18 protein-coding genes are annotated in these 16,392 nt (G+C 43.1%); 3 read left to right on the forward strand and 15 right to left on the reverse strand.

Going from position 1 to position 16,392, the window contains the following annotated elements:
* Positions 1-10: 10 nt before the first annotated feature.
* From ACUNWA_RS06560 to ACUNWA_RS06570, 3 genes are all read right to left on the reverse strand, one after another.
* Complete coding sequence (locus ACUNWA_RS06560; protein ID WP_445591092.1) at positions 11-1,393, reverse strand: TolC family protein; 1,383 nt, start codon at positions 1,391-1,393, stop codon at positions 11-13.
* A complete protein-coding gene (locus tag ACUNWA_RS06565; protein WP_445591093.1) occupies positions 1,383-2,006 on the reverse strand; it encodes a TetR/AcrR family transcriptional regulator in 624 nt (207 codons plus the stop codon). The genes ACUNWA_RS06560 and ACUNWA_RS06565 overlap by 11 nt, the downstream gene beginning before the upstream one ends.
* A gap of 229 nt (positions 2,007-2,235) precedes the next feature.
* Positions 2,236-2,907 carry a 2-C-methyl-D-erythritol 4-phosphate cytidylyltransferase gene (locus ACUNWA_RS06570; protein WP_445591094.1) on the reverse strand — a complete coding sequence of 224 codons (672 nt, stop codon included), beginning with the start codon at positions 2,905-2,907 and terminating at the stop codon, positions 2,236-2,238.
* A 117-nt stretch (positions 2,908-3,024) separates the two neighbouring features.
* Between ACUNWA_RS06570 and ACUNWA_RS06575 the strand changes: the two genes are divergently transcribed.
* Positions 3,025-3,684: a DUF2461 domain-containing protein gene (locus ACUNWA_RS06575; RefSeq protein ID WP_445591095.1), complete on the forward strand. Its 660-nt coding sequence runs from the start codon at positions 3,025-3,027 to the stop codon at positions 3,682-3,684.
* A 186-nt stretch (positions 3,685-3,870) separates the two neighbouring features.
* Here the strand turns inward: ACUNWA_RS06575 and ACUNWA_RS06580 are convergent, their stop codons facing one another.
* Complete coding sequence (locus tag ACUNWA_RS06580; protein ID WP_445591096.1) at positions 3,871-5,526, reverse strand: AMP-binding protein; 1,656 nt, start codon at positions 5,524-5,526, stop codon at positions 3,871-3,873.
* A gap of 672 nt (positions 5,527-6,198) precedes the next feature.
* On the opposite strand from ACUNWA_RS06580, the gene ACUNWA_RS06585 reads away from it, so the two are divergent.
* Both ACUNWA_RS06585 and ACUNWA_RS06590 read left to right on the forward strand, forming a co-directional pair.
* A complete protein-coding gene (locus ACUNWA_RS06585; RefSeq protein ID WP_445591097.1) occupies positions 6,199-6,888 on the forward strand; it encodes a DUF5020 family protein in 690 nt (229 codons plus the stop codon).
* A 19-nt stretch (positions 6,889-6,907) separates the two neighbouring features.
* Complete coding sequence (locus tag ACUNWA_RS06590) at positions 6,908-8,197, forward strand: NCS2 family permease (RefSeq protein WP_445591098.1); 1,290 nt, start codon at positions 6,908-6,910, stop codon at positions 8,195-8,197.
* Between the two features lie 319 nt (positions 8,198-8,516).
* Here ACUNWA_RS06590 and atpG read toward each other — a convergent pair whose 3' ends face one another.
* The 11 genes from atpG to ACUNWA_RS06645 all read right to left on the reverse strand — a co-directional run bounded on the left by atpG (position 8,517) and on the right by ACUNWA_RS06645 (position 16,325).
* Entirely contained in the window at positions 8,517-9,398 is an 882-nt protein-coding gene (gene atpG, locus ACUNWA_RS06595) for an ATP synthase F1 subunit gamma (RefSeq protein WP_445591099.1), read from the reverse strand.
* Positions 9,399-9,451: 53 nt separating this feature from the next.
* A complete protein-coding gene (gene atpA, locus ACUNWA_RS06600; RefSeq protein WP_445591100.1) occupies positions 9,452-11,029 on the reverse strand; it encodes a F0F1 ATP synthase subunit alpha in 1,578 nt (525 codons plus the stop codon).
* A gap of 11 nt (positions 11,030-11,040) precedes the next feature.
* Positions 11,041-11,592, reverse strand: a complete 552-nt coding sequence (gene atpH, locus ACUNWA_RS06605) for an ATP synthase F1 subunit delta (protein WP_445591101.1) — start codon at positions 11,590-11,592, stop codon at positions 11,041-11,043.
* A gap of 4 nt (positions 11,593-11,596) precedes the next feature.
* The gene (locus ACUNWA_RS06610; protein WP_445591102.1) at positions 11,597-12,091 is read right to left on the reverse strand and encodes a F0F1 ATP synthase subunit B; all 495 of its coding nucleotides are present in this window, start codon (positions 12,089-12,091) and stop codon (positions 11,597-11,599) included.
* A gap of 74 nt (positions 12,092-12,165) precedes the next feature.
* Positions 12,166-12,459, reverse strand: coding sequence for an ATP synthase F0 subunit C (atpE, locus tag ACUNWA_RS06615; RefSeq protein WP_299581884.1), 294 nt, complete (start codon positions 12,457-12,459; stop codon positions 12,166-12,168).
* A gap of 24 nt (positions 12,460-12,483) precedes the next feature.
* Positions 12,484-13,575, reverse strand: a complete 1,092-nt coding sequence (atpB, locus tag ACUNWA_RS06620) for a F0F1 ATP synthase subunit A (RefSeq protein ID WP_445591103.1) — start codon at positions 13,573-13,575, stop codon at positions 12,484-12,486.
* Positions 13,576-13,648: 73 nt separating this feature from the next.
* Entirely contained in the window at positions 13,649-14,035 is a 387-nt protein-coding gene (locus ACUNWA_RS06625) for a hypothetical protein (protein ID WP_445591104.1), read from the reverse strand.
* Positions 14,032-14,256, reverse strand: coding sequence for an AtpZ/AtpI family protein (locus ACUNWA_RS06630; RefSeq protein WP_445591105.1), 225 nt, complete (start codon positions 14,254-14,256; stop codon positions 14,032-14,034). Before ACUNWA_RS06630 ends, ACUNWA_RS06625 begins: the two co-directional genes overlap by 4 nt.
* Positions 14,225-14,608, reverse strand: a complete 384-nt coding sequence (locus tag ACUNWA_RS06635) for a bactofilin family protein (protein ID WP_445591106.1) — start codon at positions 14,606-14,608, stop codon at positions 14,225-14,227. The genes ACUNWA_RS06630 and ACUNWA_RS06635 overlap by 32 nt, the downstream gene beginning before the upstream one ends.
* Positions 14,609-14,825: 217 nt before the next feature.
* Positions 14,826-15,293 (reverse strand): MaoC family dehydratase, encoded by a 468-nt coding sequence (locus tag ACUNWA_RS06640; protein ID WP_445591107.1) that lies wholly within the window; start codon positions 15,291-15,293, stop codon positions 14,826-14,828.
* 30 nt (positions 15,294-15,323) lie between these two features.
* Positions 15,324-16,325: a beta-ketoacyl-ACP synthase III gene (locus ACUNWA_RS06645; RefSeq protein WP_445591108.1), complete on the reverse strand. Its 1,002-nt coding sequence runs from the start codon at positions 16,323-16,325 to the stop codon at positions 15,324-15,326.
* Positions 16,326-16,392 lie beyond the last annotated feature (67 nt).

A 16,392-nucleotide genomic window follows, 5' to 3' on the forward strand; every position in this document is an offset into this window, starting at 1 on the left:
TGTTCATTGTTTAAAGTTTTCCAATCGCTTTGTCCAGGGTAATTTTTGAATTCAACAGCTGAATGACCGAGGCCACCCACGCCCCTTGTGCCTGAATGTATTGCGTTTCGGTTTGCGAAAGCTCCACGCTGCTGCTGATTCCATTGTTGTATTTGATGGTCGTTTTGTTGTAAATCTTTCGTGCCAGTTGCTTGTTGTCCACATCATTTCTGAATTGATCCACCGCACTTTCTACATCGGCCACGGCAGTCAGGTAATCCTTCTGCAGTGTCTGTTCTGCCAGCTTCTGCTCATTCTCCGCCTGTTGGTAGGCAAATTGCATTTGTTTCACCTTGGCCATCTGCTGCCCGGAAGTAAAAATGGGCACCGAGATATTCATGCCAATCATGGATGACCGAAACCAAGGCACGCTGCTTTTAAACAGGTTGCCGCTGTTTCCGTAGGCGATCTTCGACCAGCTATAGAATCCGTTGATCTTGGGCAGATAAGCCGACCGGGCCAGCTTAAATTCCTTCATCGACAGCTGGCGCTGGGTATCCAGCAGCCGGAAATCGATGTGCGATGTGTAATCAAATCCACCAATCTCTTCCTTTTGTCTGAGCAAGGGATTAATGAACCCGTCCAGCGAGTCGGTCAATCCAATGCGCGACTCCACATCAACTCCCATGGTGTATTTCAGCACCATACGCGCCACCCGGATTTCGCGTTCGGCTTTCAGAATTTCGTTTTCCGCTTTCTGAACTAATAAGCGCATCTGATCCACATCCTGTTCTTCCGAAAAACCATTATCATACATGGCACGAGTGTCGCTTTCCAGTTTTTGCGAATTCGCCAGATTCTCCTTCATCACCTGAAGGTTCTCTTCGGCTGCCAGCACCATGAAATACGATTGCGCCACAGCATGCTTAATTTCGATTTCTGTTTTCTCCTTGGTTTGAGTAGCCATCTGGAGGTAAATTTTTGCCGAACCAATTCCAACAATGTACGACCCATCAAAAATTAGCTGGTCAACAGTAAACCCGTAATCTGAATTGAATTTCTGGGCAAAAGAAATTGGGTAAGTCCCATCAGCTGGTGTATCGTCAGGAATTCCCAGTTCATCCCAAAAATCTTTGGGAATAATCGCCACCGGCAAGGGCGATTTTGCCGCGTCGATGTTCTTGGTGTAATTGGCGCTCCCCGAAATCTGTGGCAAACCCATGGCAATGGTCTCCCACACTTTTTTACGGGCAGCCATCACGTCAAGCCCACTGTTTTGAATCACATAAGAGTTCGTCAGCGCATAGTCCTGAGCTTCGGCCAAGGTAAACTTAAGATCATCCTGAGCATCAATCTGACCTCCCCAAAGCATTACCAGAAGCAAGGCCAAAAGCTGTTTCATCTTAGTTTTCATTCTGAACATTGTTTAATTGTTGTTTATAGTATTTCAAGCCTTTTTCGGTACATACACCATGGAAATGATAATCGATCACCTGATCGAACAAGCGAATATCGCGCACCTCTTCTTCCGAAAAAAGATCATGATCGGGGTTAAACACAAGTAGAAATCGCCCCACGGTAATGCGCGCCATAAAATCACTATCCACCTCTTCCCGAAACAAACCTTCTGCCTTTCCCTGCTCCATAATCGATAGATTATCCAGATAAAGGCGTTTCCGTTTATATTCCGTAATCGTTTTATACACCTTTGGGTAACTTTTCCTCAGATCGTATTCCAGATTATTATGAACCAAGTTCAGCATATTATTGATATGCTGCCGAATCCATAGAATTCGGTCAATGGCATTCAGTCCTTTGTTTTCCTCACAATGAAAAGCTTCATCTTTCATCAAGAAATTAGTCACCACTTTTTCTACCAGATCAGCCTTGTCTTTAAAATACTGGTAGACCGTTTTTTTGGACATGCCCAATTCTGCAGCCACATCGTCCATTGTTACGCTTCGGATTCCATGGCGCATATACAACTGCGCAACTTGCTTCAATATGTATTCCTTCTTGTTTTCCATAGCGTTAACAAATATAAAGCACTAGCGACGATGGAAACTAAAATAACAATTAAAGTTTCCATGGTTTACAAAAAAATAACATTGCTCCACGGAGATTGTTTTTAATTCCGACAACAAAACTATTTTATTACTACACGTTTACCAGACACCAATCGGCGAATGAAGATATAAGTCGAGGAATGGAGAAAGCAATGAATTTGCGAGTCCTTTACCGTGAAGTCGTATATGCCTAAACGACCCGCTCCAGAAGAACTTCAGCCATCAAAAGATCAACTGGAGTAGTTATTTTTATATTCTCCGGATTTCCATCTACTAAATGAATGGAGATGCCCGCAGCTTCACACACCGACGCGTCATCGGTGAAAAAATCGTGCTCCGGCTGTTGATAGGCCTTCTTGATGGTACTGGTCTGAAAAGTTTGTGGTGTTTGCACCAGTCGAAACTGGCTGCGGTCGACATGCCGGCTTGAGTCGGTGTCCACTTGCCTCAGCGATTCAACGACAGGCGCCACAGGCAAGGCGTTTCCCTCTTCCAAAGCAACTTGGAAACAACTGAACAAGGTTTCGCGGGAAACCAGGGGGCGCACGCCATCGTGAATAAAAACGATGCCCTCTTCGTTGATGGCATCCAAGCCATTTTTGACCGATTGAAAACGACTTTGTCCTCCTTTAACCAGTTGAATGTTTGGGGTAAACTGATGCTGCAGACACACGTCATGCCATCGTTCAAATTGATTTTCGGGCAACACCAAGGTAAGCGCAATTTCAGGATCAAAATCCTGGAAACGCTGAATCGTCCACAACAGGATAGGCTTACCCGCAAGTAAAATAAACTGTTTGGGAACCTCTGCACCCATTCTTGATCCAACTCCTCCGGCAACGATTAAGGCAAACTTTTTCATACATCAAAATGTTAAAAACAAAAGTAACATTCAATTTCTAATTCCGCTTGCTTTGATTGTACAACATAAATACCTTCAAGCCTGAAAAAAGAAAATGTTTATCTAATCGACTCATCGATGAAAGCACTTGTTAATTTCCTGAACGATCTACGCGAAAACAATAACCGCGAGTGGTTTAACGATAACCGTAAACGGTATGAAGAAGCCAAGGAGCAGATGCTTTTCTTTACGGAATTAATGATTCAGGAAATTCATAAATTTGATGAATCCATTCCCTTGATTGATCCAAAAGATTGCTTATTCCGCATTTTCAGAGACGTCCGCTTTTCGCATGACAAATCGCCCTATAAAACCCACATGGGTAGTTTTATTGCCCGCGGGGGCCGCAAAAGTGAGCTGGCTGGCTATTACATTCATATAGAACCTGGCAACTCCTTTTTAGGAGGAGGAATCTGGCGTCCGGAAGCTTCGGTACTTAAAGCTATTCGTACTGATATTTACAATCACCCAGATAGTTTGAAAGAGGTGATTAACGATGTGGGCTTCAAAAAATACTACCCCTCCATTGAAGGAGAAAAGCTGAAAACGGCCCCCAAAGGGTTTCCAAAAGATTTTGAGGATATTGACCTTCTGCGCTACAAGTCCTATACCTTTGGACTTGGACTTGATGACCAAACCGTTTTGAGCGACAACTTTGTGAATACGGCTATCGATGCTTTTCGGGAACTCTCCAAGGCCAATCGCTATCTAAATCATGCTTTAGACATGTGGAAGTAAATCCTTAAAATGTTCGCTCATGAGTCCGGAAGGCCTGTTTTGAGCAAAAAACGTGCAGTTCATACAATTTTCAAAAAAGTGGGGTTACCTAATTGCTCTTAGGTGAATAAACTTAGACAAATGGTTTCTTCCCAATCAACCCATTTCATAATAAAGAAAGCCGGATTATGTTCCGGCTTTCTTATTTTATTGGGTGTATAAATACCGCTTAATATTTCGTTTGGGTGTTTTTTCAAACTCCTCGCTTACCAATTCAATTTGCGTAAGCTGACTGTACTTTGGAAGTTCGCGGTTGGCCAAGCGCCTGTTTTCCTCCATCAACTTAGCCTGTCCTGCCTCATCGAGCGCTTCAGCCTTTACAAGCTCCGGATCGACATAAACAAGAGCCACCAGTTTGCCTTCGCGTCCAACAACAACCACTTCCAGAATTCCGGGTAAATTGGACAACTTAGCCTCTATTTCTTCGGGATAGATATTTTGACCGGAAGGCCCGAGCAGCATATTTTTACACCGTCCTTTAATGTACACATAGCTCTGCGGATCGATCAGCCCCAGATCACCTGTTCGAAGCCATCCGTCGGGAGTAAATGCCTGCTGCGTGGCTTCCTCATTTTTATAATAGCCTTTCATCACGTTAGGGCCTTTCACCTGAATTTCACCCACTACGCGATACGGATCGATCGAATCAATCCGAACTTTCATCCGGTCAACCAGCTTGCCGGCCGACGAAAGCTGGGTCGTATCCCAGGCATCATACGAAATCAGCGGCCCACACTCGGTCATACCATACCCGATGGTAAACGGAAAATCGATGGCTTTAAAAAATCGCTCTACCTCTTTGCTTAAAGGAGCGCCACCAATCACGATCTCATAAAAACGGCCCCCGAATGTTTCGACCAACTTATCTTTAACTTTTTTCTTCAGAATACCGGAAACAACCGGAACCTTCAGCAACAATTTCATGATCGGTTTCTCCAGCGTAGGCAGAATTCTCTTCTTGTATATTTTTTCAATAACCAGGGGGACCGACAAAACCAGGTGAGGGCGAATTTCTCCGAAAGCTTTGGTTATGACTTGTGGGGTTGGTGTTTTGCTTAAGAAGGTAATGTGGCAGCCCAATGTTGCAGGAAATAAAAATTCGAACAACAAGCCAAACACATGAGCCATTGGCAGAAACGACACTATTTGGTCGCCTGTTTTCAACGGCATATGTTCGCGCGCGTATATAATATTGGAAAGCAAGCTTCGAACCGGAATCATCACCCCTTTAGTAAACCCGGAAGTCCCGCTGGTGTATGACAGCACGCATAGGTCTTCGTCGTCCAGCTCTCCAAGGGCAAAATCCTCACGCTTGATCAGCTCCCGGGAGCGAGCCTTTAAATGCATTTCCCATGCCTGCTGACTGCTTTTATTCGGATCGAAAAGCAGCTCAAAATCCATCAAACTAATCACGGCTTGCATCTGTCCCAGCTCCTTTTCGGCAAGTTTTTCAAACAACACATCACCGGCAAACACCATTTTTGATTCGGAATGGTTAAGAATATGATGAACATCTGCCGGTTTAAAATCGGGCAAAACCGGAACAGCAACAGCTCCATAACTAATAATTGCCAAAAAAGAGACCGCCCAGTTGGCCGAATTACGCCCAAACAACGCAATTTTGTCCCCTTTCTGGATACCGCTCTCCCGGAAGAAAAGATGAATCTGATGGATTTCTTGTGCAACTTCTCCATAGCGGCGGCTTGAGCCTCCATAATCCGTAAACAACGGTAATTCCCAATTCTGCAACAATGATTCTTTGTAGAGTTTAATTAAACCCTGCGGTGGTATGGTCTGGTTCATAAAAGCAATTTATCAATTATTTGATTTCAAGCAAACTCACCGTATTCCCGCTGTTAAGACAGGTACGCCCCCTACAACATGACCTCTTAATTTACCGAAGAAAAGATCGCTGCCTGCACACGTTTACTCTGGCAGGCTAATTTAAGAGATTTTTTTGAAGTTCCTCTTTTATAAGCAGAATGGCCTCACAAGCGTTCTGATTTGTCGTCTAATCGAGCAAAGTCCAAGGGCTATCTAAATCTTTCGAATAGCTTCTAGAGTCTTAGCCGGAGTTATAAAATTGTCAATCCATCTATCAAATTCCTTCCAAGCCCACCTCAGGTAACTCTCTCAACTACAACATGAATCCAATGAGCTGAATACCGAACATCGATTATTGTGTCCACCCTAAAAATAGCACTACGATACACCAGTCGATATAAACACAACCTCAAACTACCCTGAAAAATTCCCAAGTTGATTTTTCTCAACATTCCAATAAAAAGAACAAGTCGACACCGGATCATCTCATTACCAACACAATACTGCAGGCAGGTGCACGATCTAACTTTAACCGTGATCTGGATTGAGTCCAAATTACATCCTGACACTCCTATTTAACAGCTCGGAATAGTTGATTTTTATTATTTTAGCACTTTATTTTTTTTCGAAATCTTAAAAATTAAAACCAAAATGAAGAAAATTTTACTGGCTCTTTTTGTGAGCATTCTGACGATGGGTGCTTTCGCTCAAAACATCCAAACACACTACGATTTGGGCAAAGACCGTAGCTACTTAACCACAACGGTTGAAATGTTCAAACCCGACAGCTGGGGTAGCACATTTTTCTTTATCGACATGGATTATGGTGTTGGTGACGTTGAAGGCATAAGCATGGCCTACTGGGAAATTGCCCGTGCTATTAAGATAGGAGACTCACCCCTTGCCGCTCATGTTGAATACAACGGTGGTTTTGGACAATGGAAAGCTGGCGATGCAGGTGGTGCTTATCAAATCAATGACTGCTGGCTCGGAGGTATAGAATACTCTTGGAATGCCAGTGATTTCTCCAGAGGTTTCACCCTTCAAACACTTTACAAAAACATCCGTGGAAAACACGATGCGTCTTTCCAATTAACTGGTGTTTGGTATGTAAACTTTGCCAACAACAAATTATCATTTACCGGATTTGCTGATTTCTGGCGTGAAGATAACGTATTCAATGGAAAAGAAACTGACTTTGTCTTCTTAGCAGAACCACAATTGTGGTACAATGTATGCAACAACTTCGCATTCGGTAGTGAAGTTGAATTGAGCAACAATTTCGGAGGAATGGAAGGATTTAATATCATGCCTACCGTTGCAGCGAAGTGGACTTTCTAATCCTAAACGACAAAAAAAAATGAATCGTTTTTTCAAACTTGCAGAAAATAACACAACCGTAAAAACTGAAGTTTTAGCGGGAATTACGACGTTCATGACCATGGCTTATATTCTGGCGGTAAACCCCAGTATTTTAAGTGCCACTGGCATGGATAAAAATGCACTATTTACAGCTACAGCTCTTTCGGCTGTGATTGCCACATTGGTAATGGCCTTAGTAGCACGTCTACCTTTCGCTTTGGCTCCGGGAATGGGGCTAAATGCCTTTTTCGCATTCACCGTTGTTCTCGGAATGGGGTACACTTGGCAATTTGCCTTGACGGCCGTTTTCCTGGAAGGTCTGATCTTCCTGGTCCTTACAGCATTCAATATTCGTGAATTAATTGTCAATGCGATCCCGCTTTCGATGAAACACGCAGTATCGGCCGGTATTGGTTTATTTATTGCCTTTATTGGCCTGCAAGGTGCTGGCGTTATCGTGAATAACGATGCCGTATTAGTTGGACTCGGAGACATGAGCTCTCCAAGTGTTTTAATCGCCTTACTTGGAGTATTATTGATTGGTATTTTGCTCGCACTGAAAGTAAAAGGAGCCTTGCTAATCGGAATCTTCGCGGCTACCATCGCTGGAATTCCTTTTGGCGTAACCCATTTACCCGAAGAACACCTGGTTTCGTTACCTCCTTCAGTAAGTCCAATTTTCTTTCAGTTTGACTTCCACCAGATTTTCACAATCGACATGCTGATTGTGCTTTTCACCTTCCTCTTTGTTGATATGTTTGACACCGTAGGAACACTGGTTGGAGTTTCGTCAAAAGCAGATATGCTAACACCTGAAGGAAAAGTACCACGCGCGAAGCAAGCTCTTTTTGCTGACGCTATCGGTACAACTTTCGGAGCCATGCTTGGAACCAGTACCGTTACAACTTACGTTGAAAGTGCATCGGGTGTTGCCGAAGGTGGCCGTACCGGGTTAACTTCTTTAACTGTTGCCGGTTTATTCCTGATTTCACTGTTCTTCGCTCCATTATTTATCATGATTCCAGGTGCAGCCACAGCTCCGGCATTAATTGTTGTCGGTCTGTTTATGCTTTCACCAATCCTGAAAATTGACATGGAGGACTATACCGAGTCCATTCCGGCCTTCTTTACCATTATTATGATGCCATTGGCTTATAGTATTGCTGAAGGTATTGTATTCGGTATGCTGGCCTATGTGGTTCTAAAACTACTGACTGGAAAACACAAAGATGTTTCCATTGTCATGTATGTTTTGGCGGTTTTGTTTGTGATAAAATTCATCATCTAGCGAATTTCATCGACTCATAATATAAAGCTCCGGAGGTATCTTCGGAGCTTTTCTTTTATACGGAATCGGTATTCGATCCAGGTTCAGGTATAAACTTCAGTGTTTCAATTTAGCTGCTCAAATGAAAAGAACTTGAGAACGATGGAATGCTATTGAAAACCGTCAAATACAATTGTTCTCCAGTTCATCCACCTCTTAAACGCTTCTCTCCATACGGAGTGAAAATTCGGTATCACTCAGCTAAGTCCAGCCGCACAGCGACAAAAAAGCCTGTCAGTTTATGACAGGCTTCTTAAGAATTTTTAAAGGCATCTATATCTTACCCATTCAACGCTTCAGCACCATTGGTTACCTCCAGAATTTCGTTGGTAATGGCAGCCTGGCGGGCTTTATTAAAGGTTAAGGTCAAATCTTTTATCAGATCGGTGGCATTATCCGTTGCCTTGTGCATAGCTGTCATACGTGCCCCTTGTTCGGCCGCATTCGAGTCAAGCAATGCCCGGAAGAACTGAATCTTTAAAGAACGTGGAATAAGCTCCTGAACGATTTCTTCCTTACTAGGCTCATAGATGAAATCGAAGCTTGCATTATCGTCCTGATCCTCCTCCGAAATTTCAACCGGCAAAAATTGCTCTACCGTACAAATCTGAACAGCCGCATTTTTAAACTCATTGTACACCAATTCAATCCGGTCATACCTTTTCTCCGCAAAATCAGCCATCAATCGCGAGGCCACTTCCGAGGTTTGCTCGAAAGTAAGCGACTCCAGCAGATCATTAGCCTGACCAGCTATAGGCATTCGCTTTAATTTCAGGAATTTCTCCCCTTGCTTTCCTATAATAAGAAAATCCAGGTTTTCCGACTGTAGCTGCTTTGGGTACTTGGTTATCGCTAAATCATAGGCCATTTTAGCGATGCTTGAATTAAAAGCACCACACAATCCACGGTTTGAACTAACCAAAACAAGTAAAACCTTCTCCGGTTTGCGTTGCTGAGTATATACCGAATCTTCACTGTTTTCCAAGCTGGAACCCAATGAGCTTAATATTTCGTGTAATTTATCGGCATACGGTCTGATCTGAAGAATGGCATCCTGCGCTTTTTTTAACTTCGCTGCCGATACCATTTTCATCGCGCTGGTTACTTGTCGCGTGGTTTTTACCGATGAAATTCGTGTACGTATTTCTTTTAAACTGGCCATTTTTCAAAAATCATTAAATAACAGAAAGCCCTTCAAGCCTTCTAGTCATTCCATTATTTATATCGTTCTGCTACATCTTTGGCTACTTTTTCCAGCACTCCGGTAATTTCATCATTCAGAACACCCTTCCGCAATTCATCTAATATTGGGCGATGTTCTGTTTCCAGCTTGTCGATAAAGTCTTTCTCAAAAGCCTTCACTTTCTCTACTGGAACAGCACGAAGCAGTTCTTTTGTTCCGCAGTAAATAATTGCAATCTGGTGTTCAATTTTAATCGGCGCGTATTGTCCTTGCTTCAGAATTTCAACGTTCTTACGTCCTTTATCCAGTACACGCATGGTAGCAGCATCCAGATCGGAACCAAACTTCGAGAAAGCTTCCAATTCGCGGAATTGAGCTTGATCGAGCTTCAAGGTACCTGAAATCTTTTTCATGGCTTTCACCTGTGCATTTCCACCCACCCGCGATACCGAAATACCGACGTTAATGGCTGGTCGTACACCCGAGTTAAACAAGTTCGATTCGAGGAAAATCTGTCCATCGGTAATGGAAATAACGTTAGTCGGAATATAAGCCGAAACGTCACTCGCCTGTGTTTCAATGATCGGCAGCGCTGTTAATGAACCGCCACCTTTAACCTTATCTTTCAAACATTCGGGAAGGTCATTCATTTTAGCGGCAATCGCATCCGAGTCAATAATTTTTGCAGCCCGTTCCAATAGGCGTGAGTGCAAGTAGAAAACATCACCAGGGTAGGCTTCACGACCCGGTGGACGACGAAGTAACAAAGAAACTTCACGATACGAAACCGCTTGCTTTGAAAGATCATCGTATACAATCAGTGCATCGCGACCGGTGTCACGGAAGTATTCTCCGATCGATGCTCCGGCATATGGTGCGTAATATTGTAGTGCGGCAGGATCAGCTGCAGTAGCTGAAACAATTACCGTATAGTCCATGGCGCCATATTTCTCCAAAGTGGCTGCAATGTTGGCAACGGTTGACCCCTTTTGCCCGATGGCTACATAAATACAATAAACGGGCTTGCCTTCGTCAAAATTCTCACGCTGATTAATGATGGTGTCAATCGCCACAGCCGTTTTCCCTGTTTGACGGTCACCAATAATTAATTCTCGCTGTCCACGACCAATAGGAATCATCGCATCAATCGCTTTAATACCTGTTTGCAATGGCTGGGTTACCGGTTGACGAAAAATTACCCCCGGCGCTTTACGCTCTAGAGGCAACTCAAATTTCTCACCCCCCACGGCACCCTTTCCGTCAATCGGTTCTCCAAGGGTATTAACGACACGTCCCAGCAGGCCTTCGCCAACTTCGATGGACGCAATCCGTTTCAGTCGTTTAACGGTATCTCCCTCTTTAATGTATTCTGAGGGCCCCAAAAGAACGGCTCCGACATTGTCTTCTTCCAGGTTTAAAACAATTCCCTTAACGCCACCCTCAAATTCGAGCATTTCATTTGCTTCAACATTTGAGAGTCCATAAATACGGGCAATGCCGTCACCAACCGTGAGTACTGTTCCAACTTCCTCCAATTCGGCTTCCGATTTAAAGCCTTCCAGTTGCTGTTTCAGTATTGCGGATACTTCAGCGGGTTTTATATCAGCCATTGTTATCTTTTTTACTTGTTGATTTCAGTTTGTAAAAATTGTTCTTTGACCTTCCGTAATTGGGTCGCCAGGCTGGCATCGATTTGACGGTCGTCAACCCGTAATACAAATCCTCCAATCAGGTCACTGTCTACCCGTTCGCTTAACTCAACACGGGTGTTGAATTGGCTTTCGAGTTGTTTGTTTATTTGGGTGATGAGATCCTTTTGTAGTGCAATAGCGGTAGTTATAACAGCAGATTTAACCCCCTGATCATGACGATACAAGGTCAAAAAATGACGACACATGCCGGCAATAAAAATCTCACGCCTATTTTCGGCAATCAGGATTAAGAAATTAATCGTCAGTTCGCTTACTTTCCCCACAAAGATCGTCTTCAACAAGCTAATCTTTTGGGATGTTTTGATCACCGGACTTTCCAAAAGCAAGACAAAGTCGGCGCTTTCTTTCGTCAGTTGCTCAATCAGGCTGGCATCTGCCTTAATTTCCTCCAGCAGGTTTTTCTCCTTGGCCAGGCTAAAGAGCGCTTTCGCATAGCGAACTGTAACTTTACTTTGATCCATGAATTTATTGTAATTTAAGATCCTTCAGGAGATCTTGAACCAAGGTTTCCTGAGTTTGCTTATCCTTTAATTCTTTCTGAATAACTTTTTCGGCAATCAAAACGGACAGATCAGCCACTTGTTTTTTTATCTCATTAATGGCTGCGTCCTTTTCATTTTGAACTTGTTGACGGGCATTGGCAACAATCTTTTGTCCTTCGCTGGATGCCTGCTTTTTTGCCTCAGTGAGCAATTTATCTTTTAAATCGCGGGCTTCCTTCAGAATAATTTCTTTTTCCTTACGAGCCTCTGCAATAATTTTTTCATGGTCAGCTTTTAGATGTTCCACTTCTTCGCGTGCTTTATCGGCAGATGCGAGTGCGTCAGCAATCGAAGTTTCCCGTTCCTTTAAACCATTCAAAATGGGTTTCCATGCAAATTTCTTCATGATAATCAGCAGGATCCCAAAGATGATAGTCATCCAAAACAGGGTTCCATAATCCGGAGTGACAAATCCCATAATTCTAGTTTTTAGTTAATGTCGTCCAGCCTCCCGGCAACCCCGGGAGCGGACGAACAGTAAATGAATTTCCTTTATACAAAAAGGACCAATGCACAGGTAATAACAGCAAAGAACGCAACACCTTCAATCAGAGCGGCCGATACGATCATACTTGACCGGATATCACCACTGGCTTCAGGTTGGCGCGCAATTGCTTCCATGGCTGTAGCACCGATTTTACCGATACCATAACCAGCACCGATAGCTGCAAAACTAGCTCCAAGAGCAGCTCCTAATTTGGCAAACCCTTCAAAGGTAGCTGCTGCCGTAGCTGCATCTACCGCATCAGTAACTTGCAATAAAACTGTCAAAATAGTTGATAACATAAACTTTAATTTATAGTATTAAAACTAGTGATGTTCTGCTTTTGCCATACCAAAATACAAGGCAGACAATAAGGTGAAAACGTATGCTTGAATAAACGAAACAAGAATATCAAGCATCATTATAAATAATGAAAAGGCAATGGAAACCGGACTGATTGACAAGCCGGCCACTGTCCCCATCAATTTTCCAAAAATAAAGATCAGACTCAGGAACACCGTTACAATCATATGCCCGGCCATCATATTAGCAAAAAGACGAACCATCAAAACAAACGGTTTGGTAAACATACCTGACAGTTCGATGATCGGCATCATCGGAATAGGGAACTTGAGCCACCAGGGCACATCGGGGTTGAAAATCTCTTTCCAGTAATACTTGTTCCCGTTGATATTGGTAACAGCAAAGGTAAACAATGCCAGCACCATAGTAACAGCAATATTACCAGTAACATTCGCTCCGAAAGGAAAGATGGGAATTAAGCCCATTAAGTTATTCAGCAAAATAAAGAAGAACAACGTCAGCAGATAAGGCATAAACTTCTCAAACTTGTGCTCTCCAATAGCTGGTTTGGCAATTTCATCGCGCACAAACACAATGATTGGTTCAACGACATTCAACACCCCTCGAGGTGCTTGTCCTGCATTTCGCTTGGCCGATTTTGCTGCAGCGAGAAAAATCCAGACCATCAGAATCACACTAAAGATAGCTCCCGTAATGGATTTTGTAATCGACAGATTGATGGGTAAGCCAACCACTTCGCCCTGTGCATTTAATTCTTCAATTTTACCTGCATTTTCCCCTTCATGAGCCAGCTGAAAGTTATGATAGCTGGCGTGCCCATGTTCAAAGCGTGAAGACATAAAAACATGCCATCCCGTTGTCTTACTATACAGAATGATTGGCAAAGGCACGGTGATATGAGTTTCCCCAATCGTTGCCAGGTGCCATTCAAAAGCATCGGCCACGTGGTGCATAATAAACTCACCGGGAATAAATTCCTTAGCATGCGAGTTATGCTCATCGCTTTTCGCAAAAACAGGTGTTGATGCTAGACTAAAAGTGAAAAGAAAGAATAAAATAAAAGCGCTATATTTTTGGTTCTTCGTTGCTTTCATAAAATATTGATGAGTCTGAATGTCCTTTTTTAAAAAAGTACTCCAAATTACTAAAAAATTCGATTGATTCAAGCTATTTCTTCAACTTTACGACATGACTGATTTCAGCAACTTCCATCGCTGTATAGGCCACATAAGCCACTAAATAGTTAATTAAAAACAATTTTGCCTGATCTCGGCTCGCTAAAAAAAAGCCAAGAGCAACGAACAGGTAAAACAACATTTTCAATGTGCTCAGAACCATGAAATGCGTTGAAAATTTCGCAATATCTTTCTCGGCAATCCTTAACAAATAAAAGTGAACAAGGTTTGTTGTAAGAAAGAAAAAAAGTAGAATAAATGGCCATCCGGGCATATTGTATTGCGGAATAACCTGAGAATAAAGCGCCCATCCCATCAAAAAAAGGACAAGTGTTAAGATGATTGTCCGGTACAAGAACCGTTTCAGGAGTATATTCATTTCAGAAAATTTTTAATGGCATGATAAATTGCAGCAATGACTGAGAGAATCATCAGTGCAAGGGTAAAAGCGGGAAAAGACAAATCCAGCCATTGATCAATCTTGAACCCAAGAAAGACACTTCCACCCATGATGACAATCATCTCGAAGGCAATATTCGAATAGCGGATAAAGTCGTCGAATTTCTGCTTATGCTTTTTGAAGTTTTTTGGCTTCTTCATGCTTGAGTTGATCGCCCATAATGCACGAACCTGAAAAAAGTGCTCCGGGTTCGATGCTTAATTTCCCCGTGCTAACCTCTCCATAAACTTTTGACGAAGATTTTAGACTTAAATGCTGTTCTACCTGAAGTTTTCCTTTCTGGTAGCCCGATACTTCAGAGTTTTTGCAGCTCACCTCACCAGTCACTTTGCCGGTAACACCAATGACAACACGTCCGGAACAGTTCAAGTTCCCATTTAACTCACCATCAATCCGGATGTCGCCATCCGATTCAACATCGCCCGTAATGCGGGTTCCTTTTCCTACCAGATTAATTCCCTGTGAATCAACTTCATTGTTCGTTTTTGCCATGCTGTTTACTTTTTGAGAAGCATCAAATATACTAAGAAACTGGAGTAATTCATTGCCATTTCCCGATCAAGTTATCAAACATATTCGAAAGTTAAAATGCGATTCCCCAGCCTCTCCAACAAACAAATGCTCGCTTTTGAAGGAGAAACGATATCGTTCTCCCTTCAAAAGCGAGCATAAAACCAATTTATTTTGTATAATTTAAAAGAAAGATCGACTAACTATTGAAATGATACAGGAAGGTAGCGTAGCATTCAAAAGCCGGCTTTTTACTGTTTTCAATTTCCATTTGAACCCGCAACTTCACGCGACTAATACCACGAAGATTCGTACATTCCTTCAGCCACACATGAGTCCGAAGTCGGCTATTCACCAATACCGGCGCTCCGAACTTCAGCTGGTCAATACCATAATTGACAAGCATTTTATAGTTCTCCACTTCAATCAGCTGATCCCACATATAAGGCAGCAACGAAAGCGTTAAGTAGCCATGCGCGATGGTACATCCAAACGCACCTTCTTCCTTTGCTCGCTCTGGGTTGGTGTGAATCCACTGATGATCAAGCGTTGCATCAGCAAATTGATTAATCTGCTCCTGTGTTACCGTATGATACTCAGAAACACCCAACTTCTCTCCCAGGTATTTCTCAAATTCCTGATGACTTTGAATTAGCAGTTTGCTCATGAGAGGATATCTTTAGATTTTTTAATGAAATTACTTATTCGAGTCGTAGGCCCATTTCAGATAAATAGATCCCCAGGTAAAGCCGGCACCAAAGGCTGCCAGGATGATATTGTCGCCTTTTTTTAGCTGACTCTCAAAATCGTACAAGCACAACGGAATAGTTGCTGCCGTGGTGTTACCATATTTCTGAATGTTAATCATCACTTGTTTGGGGCTGATTTTCATGCGGCGAGCTACCGCATCAATAATGCGCATATTGGCCTGATGAGGAACCAGCCACGCCAGGTTCTCCGGCGTAATCTGATGCTTATCCATAATTTCAACAGCAACATCAGCCATTCGCGAAACTGCGGATTTAAATACCGTTTGTCCATCCTGATGAACATAGTGCATCCGATTCTCAACCGTCTCAACCGATGCCGGCATTTTAGAGCCTCCGGCTTTCATATGCAGGTAATGACGCCCTTTTCCATCAGTATGGTTAATGTGATCAATGATACCGACATCTTCCGTGGTTGGCTCAAGCAAAACTGCAGCAGCACCATCACCAAAAAGAGGGCAAGTTGATCGATCGGTGTAGTCGGTTATAGCCGACATCATATCGGCACCAATCACAACCACTTTTTTGTATTGGCCACTCTCCACAAATTTGGCACCCGTAGTCAAGGCAAATACAAATCCAGAACAGGCCGCATTAATATCGAAACTCCAGGCGTTTACCAATCTGGCCTTACGGCTGATAACGTTGGCCGTTGCCGGTAATGGACGGTCGGGAGTAATGGTGGCACAGATCACCAAATCAATTTCGTCGGGATGCGTGTTCGTTTTTCTCAGCAGTTCGTTAACTGCTTCGGTTCCCATGTCTGAGGTCGCTTTTCCTTTTTCTTTCAGGATGCGTCTTTCCTTAATACCGATGCGTTGCATAATCCACTCATCAGTCGTATCAACCATGGTGCTTATCTCTTCGTTGGTCAGCCGGTACTCCGGCAAATAAGCACCAATGCCCGTAATAGCGGCACGAATATCTTGCATAGTTTAATCTTTATGTCAATCAAAAAAGCGCTTTCAATCCCTGACTGAAAGGCGGTTAGTAATGGAG

This window comes from Sunxiuqinia sp. sy24, assembly GCF_052677165.1.